Here is a 19,472-nt window from a genome sequence, read left to right as displayed (position 1 = left end):
CATGGCCACACTCGACGAAAGCCGCATCTCCGAGGCCGTGGCCGCGCACCCTGGCGCGGGCGCGGACACCGAAGCCGTCCGTCCCCCGCGGCGCCCGAGCCGCGCCCGGTGGTCCCCGCGCCGACGCCGCCGCTGGCTGGGGCTGGTGTACCTCGCCCCCGCGCTGCTGATCTACGCTTGCGTGGTGCTGGTGCCGGCCGGACAGGGGGTACGGCTGTCCTTCTACCACTGGGATGGCGTCACGGCAGCCACCTGGGCGGGGCTGGAGAACTACACCGGCTTCTTCTCCGACCCGACGCTGCGTCAGGCGGTCGGCCACACTCTGTTCTTCATCGTCTTCTTCTCCTTCCTGCCGGTCACCCTGGGAATGACGAGTGCGGCACTCACCGCACGCAAGGACATGCGCGGTGCCGGGGCCTACCGCTGGATCATCTTCCTTCCCCAGGTGCTCACCCCGGCCGTCGTCGCGGTGGTGTGGAAGCAGATCTACGCCCCGGACGGTCCCCTCAACTCCGTGCTCACCGCCTTCGGCCTGGGCGGGCTGACCCGTGGCTGGCTGGGCGACTTCACCTGGGCGCTGCCCGCCCTCGGCCTGGCCGGAACCTGGGGGGCGTTCGGCCTGTGCATGGTGCTGTTCGCCGCCGGAGCGCAGAACATCCCGAACGAGCTCTACGACGCCGCCCGCATGGACGGGGCGGGTCCGATACGGGAGTTCTTCACGGTGACCCTGCCGGGCCTGCGCGGACAGCTCGCCGTGGCGCTGACCCTCACACTGCTCGGCGCGATCAGGGTGTTCGACATCGTCTGGCTCACCACCAAGGGCGGCCCGGGAACATCCACCATCACCCCCAGCGTGGTGCTCTACAAGAGAGCCTTCAGCAATCCGGACGTCGGCGCGGCCTGTGCCATCGGCGTGGTGCTGGCGGTAGTCGCGCTGATCGTGTCGCTGACCGTGGTCAAGCTCTCCGAAAGTGACGACTGATGATCTCCACGCGGGAAAAGGTTTTCAACTACGCCTTTCTGACCCTGCTCGCCGCCGCGGTGCTCTTCCCCGTGGCCTGGACCCTGGGTGTCGCGGTGAGCCCCGAAATCTCCGGGACACTGGACCTCGGCCATATGCGGTGGTCCAATTTCACCGAAGCCTGGCAGCAGGCCGGCCTCACTCAATATCTGAAGTCCAGCCTGATCATCACCGGTACGGCGGTGGCCGTCTCGACCGTGCTGGCCATCCTCAGCGGCTACGCCTTCGGAGTGCTGGGGGTGGTGGGGGAAAAGCTGCTCTTTCCGCTGACGCTCTTCGGGATCATGATCCCCCTGGAGGCGATCGTCGTTCCGCTGTACTACGACTTCCAGTGGCAGGGACTGACCGACACCTACCAGGGCATCATCCTCGCCCATGTGGGCACGGGAGTGAGCTTCGGCGCGTTCTGGATGCGCGCGGCCTTCCGCACGGTGCCGTTCAGCATCGGCGAGTCGGCGCAGGTGGACGGCGCCGGCACCTGGAGCGCGCTGTGGCGGATCTACCTGCCGATCGCCCGGCCCGCGGTCGTCACCTTTGTGCTGCTCAACTTCATGTGGACCTGGAACGACTACTTCCTCTCCCTGATCCTGGTCTCCGATCCGGCTCACCAGCCGATGACGCTTGGCCTGGGTGCCTTCTCCGGCCGCTATCTGGTGCACATCAACCTGCTCGCCGCGGCGGCGGTGCTGATCTCCGTTCCGGTCGTGGGCCTGTACGTCTTCTGCCAGCGGCAATTCATCCGCGGCATGCTCTCCGGAGCGGTCAAGGGCTGAGACACCAGCCCGTTTTATGAAACACATGAAACGCAGAGGAATTCTCCTCTCTACCGCGAATGGTTGCTTGATGAACGGCTTTCAACGAGGAGGTGCCCTCGTGGCACAGGCGGAGCGGGCCCGCGAGGCGGTCGTCGAGGCGGCCCTCGCCAGGCTCGATCTGAGCGCGAAGGCCCGTCTCCTGGCCGGGCAGGACAGGTGGTCCCTGCCCGCGCTCCCCGAGATCGGTCTTACGTCCCTGGTCATGTCCGACGGCCCGATCGGTGTGCGCGGTGTGCGCTGGACCGCCGACGACCCGTCGATCGCCCTGCCGTCCCCGACCGCGCTCGCCGCGACCTGGGACCGGGACCTGGCCCACCGCGCGGGCACCCTGCTCGCCCAGGAGGCCCGCCGCAAGGGCGTGCACGTCCTGCTCGCCCCCACCGTCAACCTGCACCGCTCCCCGCTCGGCGGCCGTCACTTCGAGGCGTACAGCGAGGACCCGTACCTGACCGGTGTCATCGGCGCCGGCTATGTGAACGGCGTCCAGTCCGGTGGCGTGGGCACCACGGTCAAGCACTTCGTCGCCAACGACGCCGAGACCGACCGCTTCACCGTGAACAACCTGATCTCCGAACGCGCCCTGCGCGAACTCTACCTGGCTCCCTTCGAGTTCATCGTCGGGAACGCCCGCCCCTGGGGCGTCATGACCGCCTACAACGCGGTCAACGGCACGACCATGACCGAGCACCGCCACCTGGTGAACGAGGTCCTGCGCGCGGAGTGGGGCTTCGACGGCTTCAACGTCTCGGACTGGACGGCCGCCCGGTCGACGAAGGGCGCCATCGAGGGCGGCCTCGACGTGGCCATGCCCGGCCCGACGACGGTCTACGGCGACGCCCTCGCCCAGGCGGTGCTGGACGGCCGGGTCGAGGAGGCCACGGTCGACGACGCCGTACGCAATGTGCTGCGGCTGGCCGCCCGCGTCGGCATCCTGGAGGGCGCCGACCCCGTCGTCACCGACCTGCCGGACCGCATTGACGGCGAGGACCTGGCACGGGAGATCGCCCGCCGCTCCTTCGTCCTGCTCCGCAACGAGCGCGAAGCCCTGCCGCTGAAGCCCGGAACGGTGGCGCTGATCGGCGCCGCCGCCCGCGACGCCCGCGTCCTCGGCGGCGGCTCCGCCACCGTCTTCCCCTCCCGGGTCGTCTCCCCGCTCGACGGCCTCACCGCCGCTCTCCCCGAGGGCACCCTCGGCTACGCCGTCGGCGCCGACCCCAGTACCGAACTCGCCATCGCCCGCCGGGACTTCGAGCTCAGCGCCGTGTGCCGGGACCTCGACGGCACCGTCATCGGCACCTGCCGCGTCCCCGACGGGCAGATCCACTGGTCCGGTGTGGACCTCCCCGAGGGCGTCACCATCCAGCGCCTCCACACCATCGAGCTCACCGGCAGCTTCACCCCGCGCGAGACCGGTCGGCACACCTTCGGGATCAAGGGCATCGGCGCATACCGGCTCGGCATCGACGGCACGACGTACTACGACGACGTCCAGCGCCTCGACAACGGCGACCCCTTCGCGGGGATCTTCGACGCCCCGGTGGTCCGCGCCGAGGCCGAACTCACCGCCGGCGAACCCGTCGAGGTCTCCCTCGTCCACCACGTCACGGTGTCCGAGGACGAGGCCCTCATGAAGGACATCACCTTCGCCCTCGCCCACCAGGGGCCGCGGCGCGACCCCGATGAGCTGATCGCCGAGGCCGTCGAGGCCGCCCGCGCCGCCGACACCGCCGTGGTCGTCGTCGCCACCACCGAGCGGGTCGAGTCGGAGGGCTTCGACCGCACCGATCTGCGTCTCCCCGGCCGCCAGGACGACCTGGTCCGCGCCGTGGCCGCCGCCAACCCCCGCACCGTCGTGGTCGTCAACTCCGGCTCCCCCGTGGAGCTTCCGTGGCGGGAGGAGGTCGCCGCCGTGCTGCTGAGCTGGTTCCCCGGCCAGGAGGCCGGCGCGGCCCTCGCCGAGGTGCTCACCGGCGCCCGGGAACCCGGCGGCCGGCTCCCCACCACCTGGGGCTCCCTCGACGATGCCCCGGTCACCCAAGTGGCCCCGGAGGGCGGCGAACTCCCCTACTCCGAGGGCGTGTTCATCGGCTACCGCGCCTGGGAGAAGGAGGGCCGCAGCCCGGCCTACGCCTTCGGACACGGGCTCGGCTACACCGACTGGACCTACGAGTCCGTCACATCCGACGGCACCACGGCGACCGTCCGTCTCCGCAACTCCGGCGAGCGCGCGGGCCGCGAGGTCGTCCAGGTCTACCTCTCCCCCAGCGAGCCGGACGCCGAGCGCCCCGCCCGCTGGCTGGCCGGTTTCGCCGGTGTCGATGCCGGGCCCGGCGAGAGCGTCGAGGTCACCATCGGCCTCCCGCGGCGCGCCTTCGAAATATGGGACGAGAAGACCGGCACGTGGTCTCTGGTGCACGGTTCGTACGAGATCGAGGTGGGCCGCTCGATCGCGGACCGCCGCCTGGCGACGACGATCGACGTCTGACCCGGGACACCCCCCCCATACGTGCCCCGGTCCGGGACCTGACCCCCGGGCCGGGGCACCCGCACAGGACGGCGGGGGCCGCCGCACCGCGTCTGTCACCGACCGGCGGGGCCCGGGTCCAGATGCCCCCCGGCACAGCTCGATGAACCGGTCCACCGGTGCGTCCCCCGCCTGCGGCCGCCATGCCACCACCAGCGTGGTGGTCGGGACGGGCTCGACGAACCGTCGCACGCGCACCCCGCACCGGCCGGTGGCGCACCGCCGCCCGCTGCAGCCGGCGGGAACAGCCGTGGAACCTGCGCCCTTCCGTCGGCACCCCGCTTGTGCGACCAACTCACGCATCACATCCGAGGCTGTTCAGCGGACCTTCACTTGGTGGCGCGGGGGGACTCACCGGCGGTACTGAGGCTTGCGGCACGACCGGCGGTGTCCCGCCGCCCAGAAACCGTAAGGACCATCCTCATGTCACGCCCCCTGCGCCCTTCCGCGCTCGCCGCCGCCACCCTGCTGCCGCTGGTGCTGACCGCCTGCGGCAGCAGCGCCGCCGGTGACACCTCCTCCGGCAGAGCGAACCCCGACACGCTGACGATGGCGATCATTCCCTCCGAGGACGCGGGCTCGACGGCCCAGCACTACAAGCCACTCGTCAAGCTGATCGAAGACGAGACCGGCAAGAAGGTCGTGCTGCAGAAGGCGACGAACTACGCCGCCGTGATCGAGGCCCAGCGCGCGCACAAGGCCCAGATCGCGGTCTACGGCCCGCTGTCGTATGTGGTCGCCAAGAAGAGCGGTGTGGGTGTGGAGCCGATCGCCCGTCAGCTCCTCACCAAGGGCGGCACCCCCGGCTACTGGTCGTACGGCATCACCCGCGGCGGGAACAGGGACATCAAGAGTCTGTCCGACTTCAAGGGCCACAAGGTGTGCTTCGTCGACGAGAACTCCACGTCCGGCTATCTGTACCCGCGCGCGGGGCTGAAGAAGGCCGGGCTGAAGGACGGCTCGTACACCAAGGTGATGGCGGGCGGCCACGACGCCTCCGCGCTCTCGGTGGCCCACGGGGACTGCGACGCTGGCTTCGCGGACAACACGATGGTCGACCAGTTGCTGATCCAGAAGGGCAAGCTGAAGAAGGGCGACCTGAAGGTGGTGTGGAAGTCGCCGCTCATCCCCAGCTCCCCGGTCGGGGTCTCCACCGACCTCAGCGGCAAACTACGCAGGCAGCTCGCCGACGTCTTCACCAAGAAGGCCAACGCCGACTATCTGAAGTCCAAGGGCTACTGCGAGGGCGACGGCTGCTTCATCTACGGCTACTGGGGTTACGTCCCGGCCAAGGACTCCGACTACAGAAGCGTTCGCGATGTGTGCGCCACCACCGGGGACCCGCAGTGCGAGGCCGGCTCGTGACGGCCCTCGACACCCGGGCCGAGACCCCGGCCGGGGCGGACCATGTCCAGCCGGTGATCCGGCTCACCGGCCTCACCAAGCGGTTCGGCGGCGGCCCCGACGTCCGGACCGCCCTCGACCAGGTCTCCTTCGACGTCACGGGCGGCGAGGTGGTCGCGCTCCTGGGCCTGTCCGGCTCCGGGAAGTCCACCCTCCTCGCCCAGCTCAACGGGTTGCAGCGGCCCACCTCCGGCACCGGAACCGTGCTCGGCACCGACCTGGCCGGCACCGGGGACGCCGGACTGCGGGAGCTGCGCCGCCGTATCGGGTTCGTCTTCCAGCAGTTCCATCTGGTGGGCCGGCTCACGGTCCTGGAGAACGTCTGCACCGGGGCGCTCGGTTCGCTGCGCGGCCCCCGGCTCGGCCTGTTCACCTACCCGCGCGCCGTCCGCGAGCGGGCCCTGGACGGGCTGGAGCGGGTCGGCCTCGCCGAACACGCCTTCCAGCGGGCCGACACCCTCTCCGGCGGCCAGCAGCAGCGCGTCGCCGTGGCCAGATCCCTGATGCAGCGTCCCGAGCTGCTGCTCGCGGACGAGCCCGTGGCCTCGCTCGACCCCGAGTCCTCCGCCCAGATCATGCGGCTGCTCAGGGACGTCGCCGACCAGGGCCGCCTCACCGTCCTGTGCAGCCTGCACCAGGTGGATCTGGCCCTCTCCTGGGCCGACCGGGTCATCGGCCTGCGCCGGGGCCGGGTGGTGATGGACCTCACCACACGGGACATCGACCGCGCCGAAGTGATGCGGCTGTACACCGAAGTCGGCGCGGACCCGGCGGCTCTCCCCGCGACGGTCGCGCCACGCACGGGAACGGGGTGAGGCGTGTCCGCCGTTGACCAGCGCCCCCCGCTCACCCCCACCGCCGAGTCCGGCGCGACCACCGTGCGGCGGACCCTGGCCCGCCCGAGTGTCCCGGGAGTGGCGGCCGGGCTCGCTCTGCTGATCTGCCTGGCCGGTGGCGTCTGGGCCGTCACCGGTCTGCGCCTGAACATCGCCACCCTCGTCGACAGCGCGGGCAACGCCGTCGATTTCTCCAGCCGTATGCTGCCGCTGGACTTCCCACCCGCGCCGGAACTGCTCGGCCTGCTCTGGCAGACCCTGGCCGTCGTCATCGCGGGCACGGCCCTCTCGGTCGTGCTGAGCGTGCCGGTGGCTCTCCTCGCCGCCCGCAACACCACGCTCAACGCGCCCTGCCGGGTGGTGGCGCGCGCGGTCGTCGTGCTGTGCCGCGCCGTGCCCGACGTCGTCTTCGCCATCGCCGCCTTCCGGGTGTTCGGCCTGGGCGGCATGACCGGCGTCGTGGCCCTCGGCATGCACTCCGTCGGCATGGTCGGAAAGCTCACCGCGGACGCCGTCGAGCAGATCGACGAGGGCCCGCGCACCGCGCTCAGGGCGGCGGGCGCCGGCCGGCTCCAGCAGATCACCGGTGCCGTCCTCCCCCAGGTGCTGCCCTCGCTGGTGGCCACCGCCCTGCACCGCCTCGACATCAACCTGCGCGTTTCGGTGGTGCTCGGTTTCGTCGGCGTCGGCGGCATCGGCTACAGCCTCGCCACCGCCGTCAACCGGCTCGACTACCAGCGGGCCATGGCGCTCGCGCTGGTGGTGCTGCTGATGTGTTGCGCGTTCGAGTCGGTCTCCGGCGCCGTCCGGCGCACCCTGCTGCCGGAGGTGACCACCACCTCCCGCCGCCCGCGGTGGCGCGGCTCCACGGCGCGGAACACCGTGGTGAAGGCACCACCGGCGGCTGTGTCCCCCGCGCCCGGACACCCCCCGTCCCACACCACCGTCCCGGGCGGCGACGGCACGGCCGCCGTCCGCCCGCGGACCAGCCCACCGTGGAACGGGCCACGAGTGCGCCGTACGGTCTGGCTGGTCCTGGCCCTGGCACTCGTCGTGGCCTCCGCCGTGCGGTCCGGTGTCTCCTGGCAGGCCCTGTCCCGTGCCGCCGACTCCCTCCTGCCCACCCTCGGCGACTTCCTGCCGCCCGGCACCGGCGGAACCGGCGGCACCCTCCTGGACGATCTGTGGGTCACGTTGCGGATCTCACTCGCCGGCACGCTGATGGGCCTGGTGCCCGCGATACTGCTGGGCGTGCTGGCGGCGCGGAACGTGGTGGGGTCGCCGCGGGTGGCACGGTTCTTCAGGACCGTGATCCTGTGTGTGCGGGGCATTCCGGAACTCATCCTGGCCATCGTCCTCGTCGTGGTCACCGGCCTCGGCCCGGTGGCCGGGGCGCTGGCACTCGGCGTCGGGTCCATCGGGCTGCTCGGCAAGCTGGTGGCCGACTCCCTGGAGGAGGTGGAGCCGGGCCCCGTCCGGGCCCTGCTGGCCACCGGCGCCCGGCGGCGCCAGGTCTTCTTCGGCGCGATCCTGCCGCGTGCCTGGCCCGCCGTGCTCGGCCATGTGCTGTACCAGCTCGATGTCAACATCCGCTCGGCCACACTGCTCGGCATCGTGGGCGCGGGTGGCATCGGCTACGACCTGCTCAACGCCACCCGGGTCCTGGAGTTCGGTGTGGTGACCACCGTGGTGCTGATGGTCCTCGCTGTCGTGCTGCTGGTGGAGGGCCTCGCGGTGTGGGTGCGGAAGGTGTACGCCTGACGCGACGCGTGGAGGCCGGTGGAGGCACGTGCCGACCCGGACGGCCCGCTCTGTCCCGGACAGAGCGGGCCGTCGTCGTTCCCCGGCCCGCCTCCCCTCCCGGGCCGCGCCACCCACCCGGCGCCGCCGGAACGCGGCCGGAAAGGCGCAACAAGTGTTCCCTTTGTTCACTCGCGCGCCGGGGACCGATGAGGTGCGGACACTTGTACGGACAACTACGGGTTCCAGAGTCGAAGCCGTGGCCAAGAAGAACAGGTACGCAGAGATAGCCGAGGTACTCGCGGCCGAGATCGCCGACCAGCCGGCCGGCACCCGCGTCTCCAGCGAGCACGAGATCGCCGCACGTTTCGGCGTCAGCCGTGCCGCGGCCCGCGCCGCCCTCCAGGAGCTGGAGGGCCGCCTGCTGGTGCGGCGGGTCCGCGGCGCGGGCACGTTCGTCAACCGGCCCATCGACTACCTGCTGTCGCGGCGCCAGCCGCCGTCGGGAAGCCGAACCGTCGAGGAGGCGGGCGCCGTGCATCGCCGCGTGGTGCGGGATGTCCGCCGCGTCGGCCTCAGCTTGGACCACGCCGACCGGCTGCGGCGCGGCGAGGGCAGCCCCGCCCACCTGCTCGTCTCGCAGACCTACCTCAACGGCCTGGTCAGCAGTTGGACCCAGGCATGGATCCCGGTGGACCTGCTGCCCGATCTCGGCTCAGCGGTGCGAGCCGTGGAGTCCCTCGATGTGATTCTGCGGCAGATGTGCGGTGTTGTACCGGTACGCGCCTGGTGCCGGGTCAGCAGCGTGCTGCCCCCGCCCGAGGTGGCGGCAGGGCTGGAGGCCGAGCGCAACCGGCCGGTCTGGTTGCTGGAGAGCCTGAGCCGGGACTCCGGCACCAGAGCTCCCCTGATGTGCAGCGAGTCCTGGTCCCGCCCCGACGGCCTGCGCCTCGTGGTCGAACTCGACGACCTCGACTGACCGCCCGGGCTGGAGGCCGTCGGCCCCGCCACCCCTCTACGGCCGCCCACCGCGAGCGAAGCCTCGCACGCGCGGCAACCCCCGCAAGAACATAAGGAGAACACGCGTGTCTTCGACACCGACTCGTGAACGGCGCTGTGAACTGCTCGCGGCCGCCGCGCACGAGGAGATCGTCCCGCTCGCCGAACGGCTCCTGGCCGACGGCACCCTTCCCGAACCGACTGTCCTGAAGTCCCCGGAGACCGGCATGGTGGTCCTCCAGGTGCGCGAGCCCATCGAGGAGACCCGTTTCTACCTCGGTGAAGTGCTGGTCACCGAGTGTTCCGTCGATGTCGCCGGCGTGCCCGGCTGGTGCATGCGGCCGGGCGACGACCGGGTCGCCGCCCTCGCCGGGGCGCTCCTGGACGCCCTCGCCGCGGGCGGCGGCCCCGCCACCGCGGAGATCGACGCCCTGTGCGCGGCCGTGGCCGAGCGCCACGCCTCCCAGGACGCCGCGGAGTGGGCCGACGTCACCGCCACCACCGTCGTCTTCGAGGAGCTGACGTGATCGGCCGCCCGGCCGGCACCGCCCTGGCCCCCGCCCGCCGCGCGCCCTCCGGCGCCCCCGACGCGAAGCGCGTCCGCGCCCTGCGCCGCACGTCCCGGCAGTCCCAGCGCGACTTCACCGCGCTGCTCGACGTCCTGGCCCGGCCCGGCCGCATCCGCCGGCTCACCGTCCCCGACGCGGCGCCGACCGCCGCCGTCGCCGCCTGTGGACTGATCGACGTCGAGGTCCCGGTGCACGTTCTGACCGGTCCCGACCCGGACTCCGCGGCCTGGGCGGACGCGGTGTACGCCGCGACCGGCGCGCCGCGCGCGGAGCTGCCCGACGCCCGTACCGTGATCGCGCTGCGCCCGCTCACCCCCGAGGACATCGCCGGCCTGAACCGTGGCACCCCGCTCGACCCGGAGACCGGGGCCCGGGTCTTCGCCCAGGTGGACGCGGTCGGCGGAGAGGGCCCCCACCACACGGAACTCCTCCTGACGGGACCGGGTGTCGCGGACGGCACCGAGCGGCGCCTGGCGGTGCGCGGGCTGGCCACGGACACGGTGGCGGCGCTCGCGACGGCCAACGCGGAATTTCCCCGCGGCGTCGACCTCTTCCTCGCCGCCTCCGACGGCTCCGTGGCCGGGCTGCCCCGCACCACCCGGGTGCGGCGTCCGGAGGAGGGCTGACATGGGCTACGCCGGAGTACGCGGCGGCCAGGAGGCCATCGCCGCCGCCGAACGCCTCGTCCGCCGGGACCGGTTCGGCGGATCCAGCCGATGGCTGGAGCTGGGCCAGATCACCGGACGGCTGGGACCGGCCGTGGACCGGGTGATGGGCGAGGCGGGACTGTGGGCTCCGGAACGCGCGGCGCGCGCGATCCGGCAGTCACGCGGCGACCTGCTGGAGGCCGCGCAACTGCTGCGTGCCCACCGGTCCACCCTGCCCCGGCTGGCCTATGGCTCGCCCGTCCCCGCCGCCGCGCTGCGCCCGGTACGCCGGATCGCCCCGGCCCACCGCAATCCACCGGGCGGCCAGGTCCTCGGCGCCACCGACGACTACACGCCCCGCATCCTCGACCTCACCGACGAGGACACGGCCCGCGCCACGGCGCCGCCACCGCGCAGGCCCGCCACCGCCGGCGCACCCGTCACCGCACCGGGCCCGAACGTGCCGCCCGCCGGACTCCCGCCCGCCGGGCTGCTGACCGACCGCCGTGACCCCACCGACCCCGATCCCTTCGACATCACCCGGGCACCCGCCCGCCCCGGCACCCCGCGCTCGGCCCGGCTGACCTCGATGGCCCGTGCCGAGACCGGCTCGCTGACCCACCTGTGGTACACGGTCACCCGCGCCCCCGGCCACGAACAGCCGGAGATCCCCCTCGAACTGCGCCGCGGCCACCTGCCGCTGCGCGTCGTGCACCCCTTCACCGGCTCCCCGGTGACCGTCGCGGGTGTCCGGGTGACCGAGGCGCGCACGGTCCGTTCCGACGCCCGGTCCCGCCCGGACGGCAGCCGCTTCGACATCGGCTACGGGCTCTGCCTCGGCGACAACGAGGCCAAGGCGCTCGCCATGGCGGGACTGGACCTGCTGGTGCACCGCGACGGGATCACCGACCGACTGGAGCAGAAAGTGCTGATCGCCCTGGACGGCCCCGAGGCATCAGGCTTCCTCGAACACCTCAAACTCCCGCACTACGTGGACTTCCGCTCGACCCTCGACCGGATCCGCGCGGTACGTGCGGCGGCCGCGGGAGAGCGCCGGTGAACACGACCGCGTCCGCCGCCACCTCCGTACCCGACGTCGAGGGCCCGGCGTGGCTGGACCTGGACCAGCTCACCGAACGCCTCGACCTCGCCGTGGACCGGGCGATGGGCGAGGGCGGCCTGTGGGCTCCCGAACTCGCGGCCCGTGCCGTGCGTCAGGCGGAGGGCGACCCGGTGGAGGCCGCGCACCTGCTGCGGGCCCACCGCGCCGCGCTGCCGCGCCTGGCGGTGTCAGAACCGGTGCACACCTCCGAACTGAGGGTGGTGCGCCGGATCAGCTCCGCCTTCCGCAACCCGCCCGGCGGCCAGGTCCTCGGCCGCACCCTGGACTACGCCGGCCGCCTGCTCGACCTGCTCCCCGAGGACCAGGGCCGGGCCCGCACCGCCGACGAGTCCCCGGCTCCGGCCGGTGACGGCCACGCCCACCACGACCACGACCACGACGACGGCCACCGCCACGGCCACGGCCACCCGCACGACGCACCCGGCCCGGGGCGTGAGCCCGGCCCTGCCCTCTCCGGCCCCGCGACCCCGGAGCGCACTCCCGGCCACGTCCTCGGCGTCTTCCGTGAGATGGGCCTGGTCGCCCCGCTCCCCGAGAACCCCGGCGACCCCGACCCGTACGACATCACCCGGCGCCCGGTCCGGCCCGGCGCCCCGCGGTCGGCGTGGTTGCAGACCATGGCGCGCGCCGACACCGGTTCGCTGCTGCACCTGTGGTACGGCTCCGACTGGCGCCCGGAGGATCACGAGGTCCCCGGCGAACTGCGCCACGGTGCCCTGCCCGTCCGGGTGACACACCCGCACACCGGCCGCCCGGTCGCGGTCGCGGAGGTACGGGTCAGCGAGGTCCAGACCTTCCACAGCCTGCCCCGCGCCGGTGAACTGCCCGAGTACCTCGACGTCGGCTACGGCATGTGCTTCGGCCACAACGAACGCAAGGCCATCGCCATGGCCGGGTTCGACCTGCTGCTGACCCACCACGAGAGCGCCACCGACCTCCAGCACGACGTCCTGCTCACCCTCGACGGCCTGGACTCCACCGGCTATGTGCAGCACCTCAAACTGCCGCACCACGTGGAGTACCGCTCGGTGCTGGAACGCGCCGAGGCCGCCCGCCAGGACGCCAACCCATCCGGAGACACCGCATGACCACCCTGCCCCTGACTCCACCCCGCACCGGCGCCTCCCGCACCGGAGCCCTTGCCGGGCCCGACCCCCGCCCCGGCGTCTTCGACGAACTGTCCAGGCGCGAACTCCGCCGCGCCATCCTCAGCGGCATCGCCATCCCCGGCTACCAGGTCCCCTACGGTTCACGGGAGATGCCCGTCGCCCGCGGCTGGGGCTCCGGTGGCCTCCAGGCCACCCTCTCCCTGGTGGGCGAGGACTCCCGGCTGAAGGTCATCGACCAGGGCGAGGACGCCGGCGTCAACGCCTCCAACCTGCGCCGTCTGATCACCGAGCAGACGGGCTGCGCGGAGGAGACCGACACCCGCGCCGCCGACATCATCCAGTCGCGGCACCGCATCCCCGAACAGCCCCTCACCGACGGACAGGTGCTCGTCCTCCAGGTGCCCGGAGCGGAGCCGCTGGCCGGCATCGTGCGCGAGATGGACGAACAGCGCCGCATGCACGCCGAGGCCGACTACGCCAAGATGTGGGTCCGGCTCTATGAGGACATCGTCCACAACGGCCTGATCACGGCGGCGGCCGGCTACCCCGTGCTCGTCGAGGGCCGGTATGTGATGACGCCGAGTCCGATCCCGCGCTGGGACGTGCCCAAGATGCACCACTCCGAGGCGATCACCGTCCTCTCGGCCGGCCGTGAGAAGCGGTTGTTCGCCGTCCCCCCGCACACCCGGGTCGAACCCCTCACCTTCGACGACCGGCCCTACGAGGTCGAGTACACCCCCGGGGCCGCCTGCACGTTCTGCGGCTCCGACGACACCTACCTCGCCCAGGAACCGGGCGAGGACGGCAGGTTCAGCGCCTGGGTGTGCTCGGACACCGACTTCTGCCTCCGGCGCCGTACGGGCGACGCCCCCGCCGACGTCGCCGGGCGGCCGGCCGACCTGGCCCGCGCGGTACTGCGGGGCACCACCCGAGAACAGGAAAAGACCGCATGAGCACGCACACCCCACAGTCGCGCCCCTGGGCCCTGAAGGTGACCGGCCTCGGCCGCGTCTACGGCGACCCGTCACCCGCGTCTCTGACCGGCACCGGACCGGAGTACGGCACCGCCGTGTCGCCCGCCACCGGTGCGGTCGTGGCGGCCTGGGACGTCTCCTTCGAGGTGGCACCCGGCGAAGCCCTGGGCATCATCGGCGAGTCCGGCTCCGGCAAGTCCACCGTCATGCGCTGCGTCGCCGGCGACGAGACGGCCACCGCCGGCGCCATCGCCCTGCGCTCCGTCGCCGACGGCACCGTCAACCTGTGCGACCTTCTGCCGTCGGCCCGGCGCCGGCTCCGCCTGAAGGACATCGCCGCCGTCTACCAGGACCCGGCCGCCGGTCTCAACCTCGACGTGACGGCCGGCGGCAACATCGCCGACCCGCTCACCGCCACCGGCTGGCGCGCCTACGGCGACATCCGGCGGCGCGCGGCCGAACTCCTGGACCGGGTAGAGGTCCCGCTCAGCCGCATGGACGACCTGGTCCGCACCTTCTCCGGCGGCATGCGCCAGCGGGTGCAGATCGCCAAGGCGCTCGCCAACGACCCGCCGGTGCTGCTCCTGGACGAGCCGACCACCGGGCTCGACGCCTCCGTCGCCGCGGGCGTGCTCGACCTGCTGCGCGGGCTGCTGGAGGAGACCGGGGTGGCCGCCGTCGTGGTCTCCCACGACTTCGGTGTCATCGACATGCTCACCCGCAGGGTGCTGGTGATGAAGCACGGCCGGGTGGTCGAGTCCGGCCTCACCGATCAGCTCCTGGAAGACCCCCAGCACCCCTACAGCCAGCAACTCGTCGCGGCGGCCCGAGGATGACCACAGTGACCCAGCCCCAGACCCTTGAGGCCCCCGCGGCGGCGAACGTCCCCGGCGACACCGTCCTGTCGGTGCGCGGACTGCGCAAGGACTTCACCCTGCACACCATCGACGGCCGGACCGTCGACGCCCTGCACGGCGTCGACCTCGATGTCCGGCCCGGCGAGCACGTCGCCCTGGCCGGCACCTCGGGCGCCGGCAAGTCCACCCTGCTGCGCTGCGTGTACCGCACCTACCTGACCGGCTCCGGCCACATCTGGTTCCGTACCGCGGACGACACACTCCTCGACGTGGCCGCGTTGCCCGACGCCGAGGCCGCCGATCTGCGCGGCCAGGAGGTCGGGTACGTCTCGCAGTTCCTGCGCCCCCAGCCGCGCCGCCCGGTCCTCTCCATCGTCGCCTCGGCCGGTGTCGCACGCGGCATGGACCGGGCCGACGCCCAGGAGGCCGCCGCCGCCGCACTGCGCCAGGTGGCCATCGCCGAACACCTGTGGGACATGCACGCCACCGTCCTGTCCGGCGGCCAGAAGCAGCGCGTGAACATCGCCGCCGGCACCATCGCGCCGCCCCGGTTGCTGCTGCTCGACGAGCCCGTCTCCGCCCTCGACCCGGTCAACCGCGCCGCGGTCCTGGATCTCATCGCCCGCTTGGAGGAGACCGGTACCGCCGTCCTGTCCGTCTTCCACGACCTCGACGCCATCGAGCGCCTCGCCACCCGCGTGGTGGTGCTCGGCGGCGGCCGGGTGCTGGCCACCGGCGCCCCCGGGGACATCCTGCACGACCCGAACCTGCCGCTGGAGGTGGCCCGATGAGCCGCTGTGTGTTCGCTCACGCCCGGGCCGTACTCCCCGGCAGCACCCTCGACGACGCCCTCGTCGTGGTGGACGACGGCCGGATCACCGACGTCGCCCCCGTCATCCCGGGTGCGGTCCCGGCCGGAGCCATCGACCTCGGCGGCGCCCTGCTGCTGCCGGGCCTCATCGACACCCACAGCGACGCGCTGGAGAAGGAGCAACGCCCCCGACCCACCGTGGAGTTCGAGCCGGGCTTCGCCGTTCTGAGCTTCGAGGGACGGGTCCGGGCCGCAGGCGTCACCACGATGCACCACGCGGTCAGCTACCAGACCAACACCGAGAAGGACCGCACCATCGAGCGCTCACTGGCGCTCGCCACCGCCGTACGGGAACGGGCCGCGGCCGGCGTCGGCCTGGTCGACCACCGGCTGCTGCACCGCCTCGACGCCCGCGACGCCGACGCGCTGGACGCCCTCAAGGACGCCCTCGCCGGGCAGCCGCACACCGCCGGTGTGCCGCCGCTGGTCTCCTACGAGGACCACACCCCCGGCCAGGGCCAGTACCGGAACCTGGAGGCGTACCGGACGGTGATCCAGCAGCAGGAGCATCTGTCCGCCGAGGAGGCCGACCGGTTCATCCGCCACCGCATCGACGAGCGCGCCGATGGCCTCCCACAGCGCACCCGCACCCTCGCCCACCTCGGCCAGGAGGCGCGCTCGGGGCGGATCCGGCTGCTCGCCCACGACGTGGAGAGCGCGGAAGAGCTCGCCGGGGTACGGGCCGCGGGCGCCACCGTCGCCGAGTTCCCCACCACCCGCGGGGCGGCCCGCGCCGCACAGGACGCCGGGATGCCGGTCGTCGCCGGTGCCCCCAACGTGCTGCGCGGCGGGTCGCACAGCGGCAACGTCGGCGCCGAGGCCCTGATCACCGAAGGACTGGTGGACAACCTGTCCAGTGACTACATGCCCACCACCCTGCTGGCGGCCGCGCTGCGCCTGGCGGAGCGCGGGGTGGTGCCGCTGCACACCGCGGTGGCACTCATCACCTCGGGCGCCGCGCGCACCGCGGGGCTCGCCGACCGGGGAGCCCTCGTCCCGGGGCTGCGCGCCGACCTGGTCGTCGTCAGCGCCGAGGGCGGCCGGCCCACCGTACGGATGTCCCTGCTCGCCGAGGAGTCCAGGGACGGCGACGGCGCTCCGGTCTCCGTGGCCCGACTGCTGAAGCCCGCGGGACGGTGACCATGACCACGACCGAACCCAGCGCCCACCCGGCGCTGACCGTCGCCGCCCAAGCCGCGCTCGACGCCTACCGCGGCGCACGGGCCGCCCACGACCGGGCCGCGCTGGCCGAGACGGTGGCCACCGGCGCCGACGGCACCCCCACCATGCGCATCGACCGCCTCGTCGAGGACGCCGTGATCGACGCGCTGCGCCCGCACCGGGTCAACGTGCTCTCCGAGGAGAGCGGCTGGATCGACAACGGCAGTGCGGTGTCCCTGGTCATCGATCCCCTCGACGGCTCGGCCAACGGCGCCGCCGGCGTCCCGCTCACCGCGTTCGCCGCGACCGTGGCCATCGACGGGGAATTCACCGAGGCGTACACGGTCTGGCTCGACACCGGCCGAAGCTGGTGGGCCCACCGCGACCGGCCGGTGCCGTACCGCACCTCGGGACGTACCGCGCTGTCCGGCGCCGCGCTGTCCTTGCTGCGCCCGCATACCGGCGAGCCCGGTCCGGCCGCCGCGTGGTGGGCCGCCGCCTCCCGGGCCGCTCGGGTCCGCGTCCTGTCCACCACCTGTCTGGAGGCGGCCCTGGTCGCCGAGGGCGCCACCGATGCCTTCGCCGACGCCTGCTCCGACACCCACCGTCTCGTGGACCTCACCGCGGCGGCCGTCATGGTGCCGCGCGCCGGCGGAGCGGTGCTCGATGTCCGGGGACGCCCCCTCGTCCTCGACACCGACCTGACCCGCCGCTGGTCCGGTGTCGTCGCCGCCACCCCCGATCTGGCCGCCGAACTGGCCGAGGTGCTGGCCCAGTCGGCCGACGCGGCGACGTCCTCGCACTGAGGGCCATCGCGCCCCGCTCACCGGGCCGCGGGCATCCGGGGAGCGGGGCGCGCCGACGGCCTCCAGGCACCGAAGCGGGCCGGGACCGGCGTTCATCCCTCTTCCCGTACCCGGTGATCTCGGTCCGCGGGGGTTTCCGCCCGGACGGCGATCACGACGTTGCCGCCCCGGCGGAGGGTGTTGTAGATGGGGCAGCTATCGGTGAAGAGTCCGGCCAGGGTCTCGGCCTCCTCCTGGGTGACTCCGTTCAGACGCAGGTCGAGGCGGATGCAGGCGTACCGGGTGGGGTCCTGCGGGTCCCGTTCGTAAGCGACGTGGGCCTGCGCGCCGGTCAGGCCGGATGCGCGCTCCTGGGCGTGGTCTTGGATGTTGCTCAGGGAGCAGGAGGCCAGGGACGACAGCAGCAGTTCTCCGGCCTGGACGGCCTCGGCCGGTCCGGTCCGGGCGTCGGAGACGAAGTGGTTGCTTCTGGCGGTCACCAGGAAACGGCCCTGAGTGTCCGTGGCCCGGCCGATGATGCTCACGGTGTCGCCTGCGGTCGGCATCGCTCTTCTTCTCCTCGTGTTCCTTTTGGCCATCGGGGACGGACGGGCGGCACGACGGGGTCTCGCACCCGGGCCGGTGGATGCTCAGGCACCGTAGCGGCGGTCGCGCCATGCTCCGGCCCCGGGGCGTTCCAGTCCCAGGTTGTCGCGCAGCGTCCGGCCCTCGTACTCGGTGCGGAGCACGCCGCGCCGCTGGAGTTCGGGAACCACCTGACGGACGAAGTCCTCGAACGCACCCGGCGTGTGGACGGCGCCCACGGTGAATCCGTCGCAGGCGCCCTCGGCGTACCACCGCTCCATGCCATCGGCCACTTCGGCGGCCGTGCCGACGAAGGCTCCCTCGGTGCGGCCGCCGTACCGCTTGCCCAACTCGCGCAGGGTCAGTCCGTCGCGGCGGGTCATCTCCACGACCTCCTTGTAGTGGCCCTGGACACCGGGTACGTCCACGTCGGGCAGCGGCTCGTCGAGCGGGAGGCCGGAGAGGTCGACGTCCAGGTGGTAGGCGAGGGTGGACAGGCCGGCCAGCGGCGGCACCAGGTCGGCCAGGTGCCGCTCGGCCTCGTGTGCCGCCTCGGTGGTGGCGCCTATGACGGGATTGGCCATGGGGAGAATCTTGACGTCCTCAGCACGGCGGCCGTGCCGCACGGCGCGGCCCTTGATGTCCTGGTAGAACTCGCGGGCCGACTCGAGCGAGGCGTGGCTGCAGAAGATGACATCCGACCAACGGGCCGCGAAATCACGCCCCTTGGGGGAAGCGCCGGCCTGGATGATCACCGGATAGCCCTGAGGCGGCCGGGAGACGTTGAGAGGACCACGGACACTGAACCACTCGCCCTCGTGGTCGATACGATGTACCCGCTCGGGGTCGGCGAAGAGGGGGGCGGTCGGGTCCACCACGAGGGCGTCGTCCTCCCAGCTGTCCCAGAGCTTGCAGGCCACCTCGAGGAACTCGTCGGCCCGCTCGTAGCGCTTGTCGCGGTCGATGTGCCGGTCGTTGCCGAAGTTGCGGGCTTCGGAGTCCTGGAAGGAGGTGACCACGTTCCACGCCGCGCGGCCGTCGCTGAGGTGGTCGGTCGTGGCGAACGAACGCGCCACCGGGAAGGGCTCCAGATAGCTGGTGGAGACCGTGGCGGCCACACCGAGGTGGCGGGTGACGGCCGCGACCGAGGCGAGGATGGGCGTCGGATCCAGGCGGAGCGAGCCGAGCGAGCCGTAGCGCAGCTGGCTGTCCATGCTGTTGCCGAGGCGGTCGGGTACGGACAGGATGTCCGCGAAGAACATCAGGTCGAACCGGCCCTGTTCGAGCACCCGGCCGATGTGCTGGTAGTAGGAGGCGGACAGCCAATGCGGTTCGGAGCCCGGGTAGCGCCAACCGCCGGGTCGGCCGGGCCCCGCGGTCACGAAGGCGGCGAGGTGCATCTGGTTCCGGGAGGTGCTCATCGAAGGTCTTTCTGCCAGGGGATGTGGGCGC

General features: G+C 72.5%; 18 protein-coding genes. 16 read left to right on the top strand and 2 right to left on the bottom strand.

Annotated features, from left to right (window positions below):
- Position 1 precedes the first annotated feature (1 nt).
- The 16 genes from ACZ6TD_RS45200 to ACZ6TD_RS45125 all read left to right on the top strand — a co-directional run bounded on the left by ACZ6TD_RS45200 (position 2) and on the right by ACZ6TD_RS45125 (position 17,456).
- On the top strand, positions 2-982 hold the full coding sequence (locus ACZ6TD_RS45200; RefSeq protein WP_471347681.1) for a carbohydrate ABC transporter permease: 981 nt from the start codon (positions 2-4) through the stop codon (positions 980-982).
- Positions 982-1,794 carry a carbohydrate ABC transporter permease gene (locus tag ACZ6TD_RS45195; RefSeq protein ID WP_471347679.1) on the top strand — a complete coding sequence of 271 codons (813 nt, stop codon included), beginning with the start codon at positions 982-984 and terminating at the stop codon, positions 1,792-1,794. The genes ACZ6TD_RS45200 and ACZ6TD_RS45195 overlap by 1 nt, the downstream gene beginning before the upstream one ends.
- A 100-nt stretch (positions 1,795-1,894) precedes the next feature.
- Positions 1,895-4,321: a beta-glucosidase H gene (locus tag ACZ6TD_RS45190; RefSeq protein WP_471347677.1), complete on the top strand. Its 2,427-nt coding sequence runs from the start codon at positions 1,895-1,897 to the stop codon at positions 4,319-4,321.
- Between the two features lie 462 nt (positions 4,322-4,783).
- Positions 4,784-5,725 carry a phosphate/phosphite/phosphonate ABC transporter substrate-binding protein gene (locus ACZ6TD_RS45185; protein ID WP_471347675.1) on the top strand — a complete coding sequence of 314 codons (942 nt, stop codon included), beginning with the start codon at positions 4,784-4,786 and terminating at the stop codon, positions 5,723-5,725.
- Positions 5,722-6,579: a phosphonate ABC transporter ATP-binding protein gene (gene phnC, locus ACZ6TD_RS45180; RefSeq protein ID WP_471347673.1), complete on the top strand. Its 858-nt coding sequence runs from the start codon at positions 5,722-5,724 to the stop codon at positions 6,577-6,579. Before ACZ6TD_RS45185 ends, phnC begins: the two co-directional genes overlap by 4 nt.
- A gap of 3 nt (positions 6,580-6,582) precedes the next feature.
- Positions 6,583-8,361, top strand: a complete 1,779-nt coding sequence (gene phnE, locus ACZ6TD_RS45175) for a phosphonate ABC transporter, permease protein PhnE (protein ID WP_471347671.1) — start codon at positions 6,583-6,585, stop codon at positions 8,359-8,361.
- 238 nt (positions 8,362-8,599) lie between these two features.
- Entirely contained in the window at positions 8,600-9,319 is a 720-nt protein-coding gene (locus ACZ6TD_RS45170; protein ID WP_471347669.1) for a GntR family transcriptional regulator, read from the top strand.
- Positions 9,320-9,425: 106 nt separating this feature from the next.
- On the top strand, positions 9,426-9,866 hold the full coding sequence (gene phnG / locus ACZ6TD_RS45165) for a phosphonate C-P lyase system protein PhnG (RefSeq protein ID WP_471347668.1): 441 nt from the start codon (positions 9,426-9,428) through the stop codon (positions 9,864-9,866).
- Positions 9,863-10,534 (top strand): phosphonate C-P lyase system protein PhnH, encoded by a 672-nt coding sequence (phnH, locus tag ACZ6TD_RS45160; protein WP_471347666.1) that lies wholly within the window; start codon positions 9,863-9,865, stop codon positions 10,532-10,534. The genes phnG and phnH overlap by 4 nt, the downstream gene beginning before the upstream one ends.
- Before the next feature lies 1 nt (position 10,535).
- Positions 10,536-11,615, top strand: a complete 1,080-nt coding sequence (locus ACZ6TD_RS45155) for a carbon-phosphorus lyase complex subunit PhnI (protein ID WP_471347664.1) — start codon at positions 10,536-10,538, stop codon at positions 11,613-11,615.
- Positions 11,612-12,766 (top strand): carbon-phosphorus lyase complex subunit PhnI, encoded by a 1,155-nt coding sequence (locus ACZ6TD_RS45150; RefSeq protein ID WP_471347662.1) that lies wholly within the window; start codon positions 11,612-11,614, stop codon positions 12,764-12,766. Before ACZ6TD_RS45155 ends, ACZ6TD_RS45150 begins: the two co-directional genes overlap by 4 nt.
- Positions 12,763-13,740, top strand: a complete 978-nt coding sequence (locus ACZ6TD_RS45145) for an alpha-D-ribose 1-methylphosphonate 5-phosphate C-P-lyase PhnJ (RefSeq protein WP_471347660.1) — start codon at positions 12,763-12,765, stop codon at positions 13,738-13,740. The genes ACZ6TD_RS45150 and ACZ6TD_RS45145 overlap by 4 nt, the downstream gene beginning before the upstream one ends.
- Positions 13,737-14,597, top strand: a complete 861-nt coding sequence (locus tag ACZ6TD_RS45140; RefSeq protein WP_471347659.1) for an ATP-binding cassette domain-containing protein — start codon at positions 13,737-13,739, stop codon at positions 14,595-14,597. The genes ACZ6TD_RS45145 and ACZ6TD_RS45140 overlap by 4 nt, the downstream gene beginning before the upstream one ends.
- A gap of 5 nt (positions 14,598-14,602) precedes the next feature.
- A complete protein-coding gene (locus ACZ6TD_RS45135; protein WP_471347657.1) occupies positions 14,603-15,409 on the top strand; it encodes an ATP-binding cassette domain-containing protein in 807 nt (268 codons plus the stop codon).
- Positions 15,406-16,629: an alpha-D-ribose 1-methylphosphonate 5-triphosphate diphosphatase gene (locus ACZ6TD_RS45130; protein WP_471347656.1), complete on the top strand. Its 1,224-nt coding sequence runs from the start codon at positions 15,406-15,408 to the stop codon at positions 16,627-16,629. The genes ACZ6TD_RS45135 and ACZ6TD_RS45130 overlap by 4 nt, the downstream gene beginning before the upstream one ends.
- A gap of 2 nt (positions 16,630-16,631) precedes the next feature.
- Positions 16,632-17,456, top strand: coding sequence for an inositol monophosphatase family protein (locus ACZ6TD_RS45125; protein ID WP_471347654.1), 825 nt, complete (start codon positions 16,632-16,634; stop codon positions 17,454-17,456).
- A 92-nt stretch (positions 17,457-17,548) separates the two neighbouring features.
- On the opposite strand, the gene ACZ6TD_RS45120 is transcribed toward ACZ6TD_RS45125, so the two are convergent.
- Together ACZ6TD_RS45120 and ACZ6TD_RS45115 are read right to left on the bottom strand one after the other, a co-directional pair.
- Complete coding sequence (locus ACZ6TD_RS45120) at positions 17,549-18,001, bottom strand: OsmC family protein (RefSeq protein ID WP_471347652.1); 453 nt, start codon at positions 17,999-18,001, stop codon at positions 17,549-17,551.
- Between the two features lie 84 nt (positions 18,002-18,085).
- Complete coding sequence (locus ACZ6TD_RS45115) at positions 18,086-19,441, bottom strand: LLM class flavin-dependent oxidoreductase (protein WP_471347650.1); 1,356 nt, start codon at positions 19,439-19,441, stop codon at positions 18,086-18,088.
- Positions 19,442-19,472 lie beyond the last annotated feature (31 nt).

The sequence above is a fragment of the Streptomyces yongxingensis genome (assembly GCF_055597465.1).
This window is presented reverse-complemented; position numbering and strand designations above follow the sequence as displayed.

Excerpts from the sequence above, each read along its gene's own strand:
- ACZ6TD_RS45200 (WP_471347681.1), top strand. The coding sequence starts at position 2 with ATGGCCACACTCGACGAAAGCCGCATCTCCGAGGCCGTGGCCGCGCAC.
- ACZ6TD_RS45195 (WP_471347679.1), top strand. The coding sequence starts at position 982 with ATGATCTCCACGCGGGAAAAGGTTTTCAACTACGCCTTTCTGACCCTG.
- ACZ6TD_RS45185 (WP_471347675.1), top strand. The coding sequence starts at position 4,784 with ATGTCACGCCCCCTGCGCCCTTCCGCGCTCGCCGCCGCCACCCTGCTG.
- ACZ6TD_RS45155 (WP_471347664.1), top strand. The coding sequence starts at position 10,536 with ATGGGCTACGCCGGAGTACGCGGCGGCCAGGAGGCCATCGCCGCCGCC.
- ACZ6TD_RS45145 (WP_471347660.1), top strand. The coding sequence starts at position 12,763 with ATGACCACCCTGCCCCTGACTCCACCCCGCACCGGCGCCTCCCGCACC.
- ACZ6TD_RS45140 (WP_471347659.1), top strand. The coding sequence starts at position 13,737 with ATGAGCACGCACACCCCACAGTCGCGCCCCTGGGCCCTGAAGGTGACC.
- ACZ6TD_RS45130 (WP_471347656.1), top strand. The coding sequence starts at position 15,406 with ATGAGCCGCTGTGTGTTCGCTCACGCCCGGGCCGTACTCCCCGGCAGC.
- ACZ6TD_RS45125 (WP_471347654.1), top strand. The coding sequence starts at position 16,632 with ATGACCACGACCGAACCCAGCGCCCACCCGGCGCTGACCGTCGCCGCC.
- ACZ6TD_RS45120 (WP_471347652.1), bottom strand. The coding sequence starts at position 18,001 with ATGCCGACCGCAGGCGACACCGTGAGCATCATCGGCCGGGCCACGGAC.
- ACZ6TD_RS45115 (WP_471347650.1), bottom strand. The coding sequence starts at position 19,441 with ATGAGCACCTCCCGGAACCAGATGCACCTCGCCGCCTTCGTGACCGCG.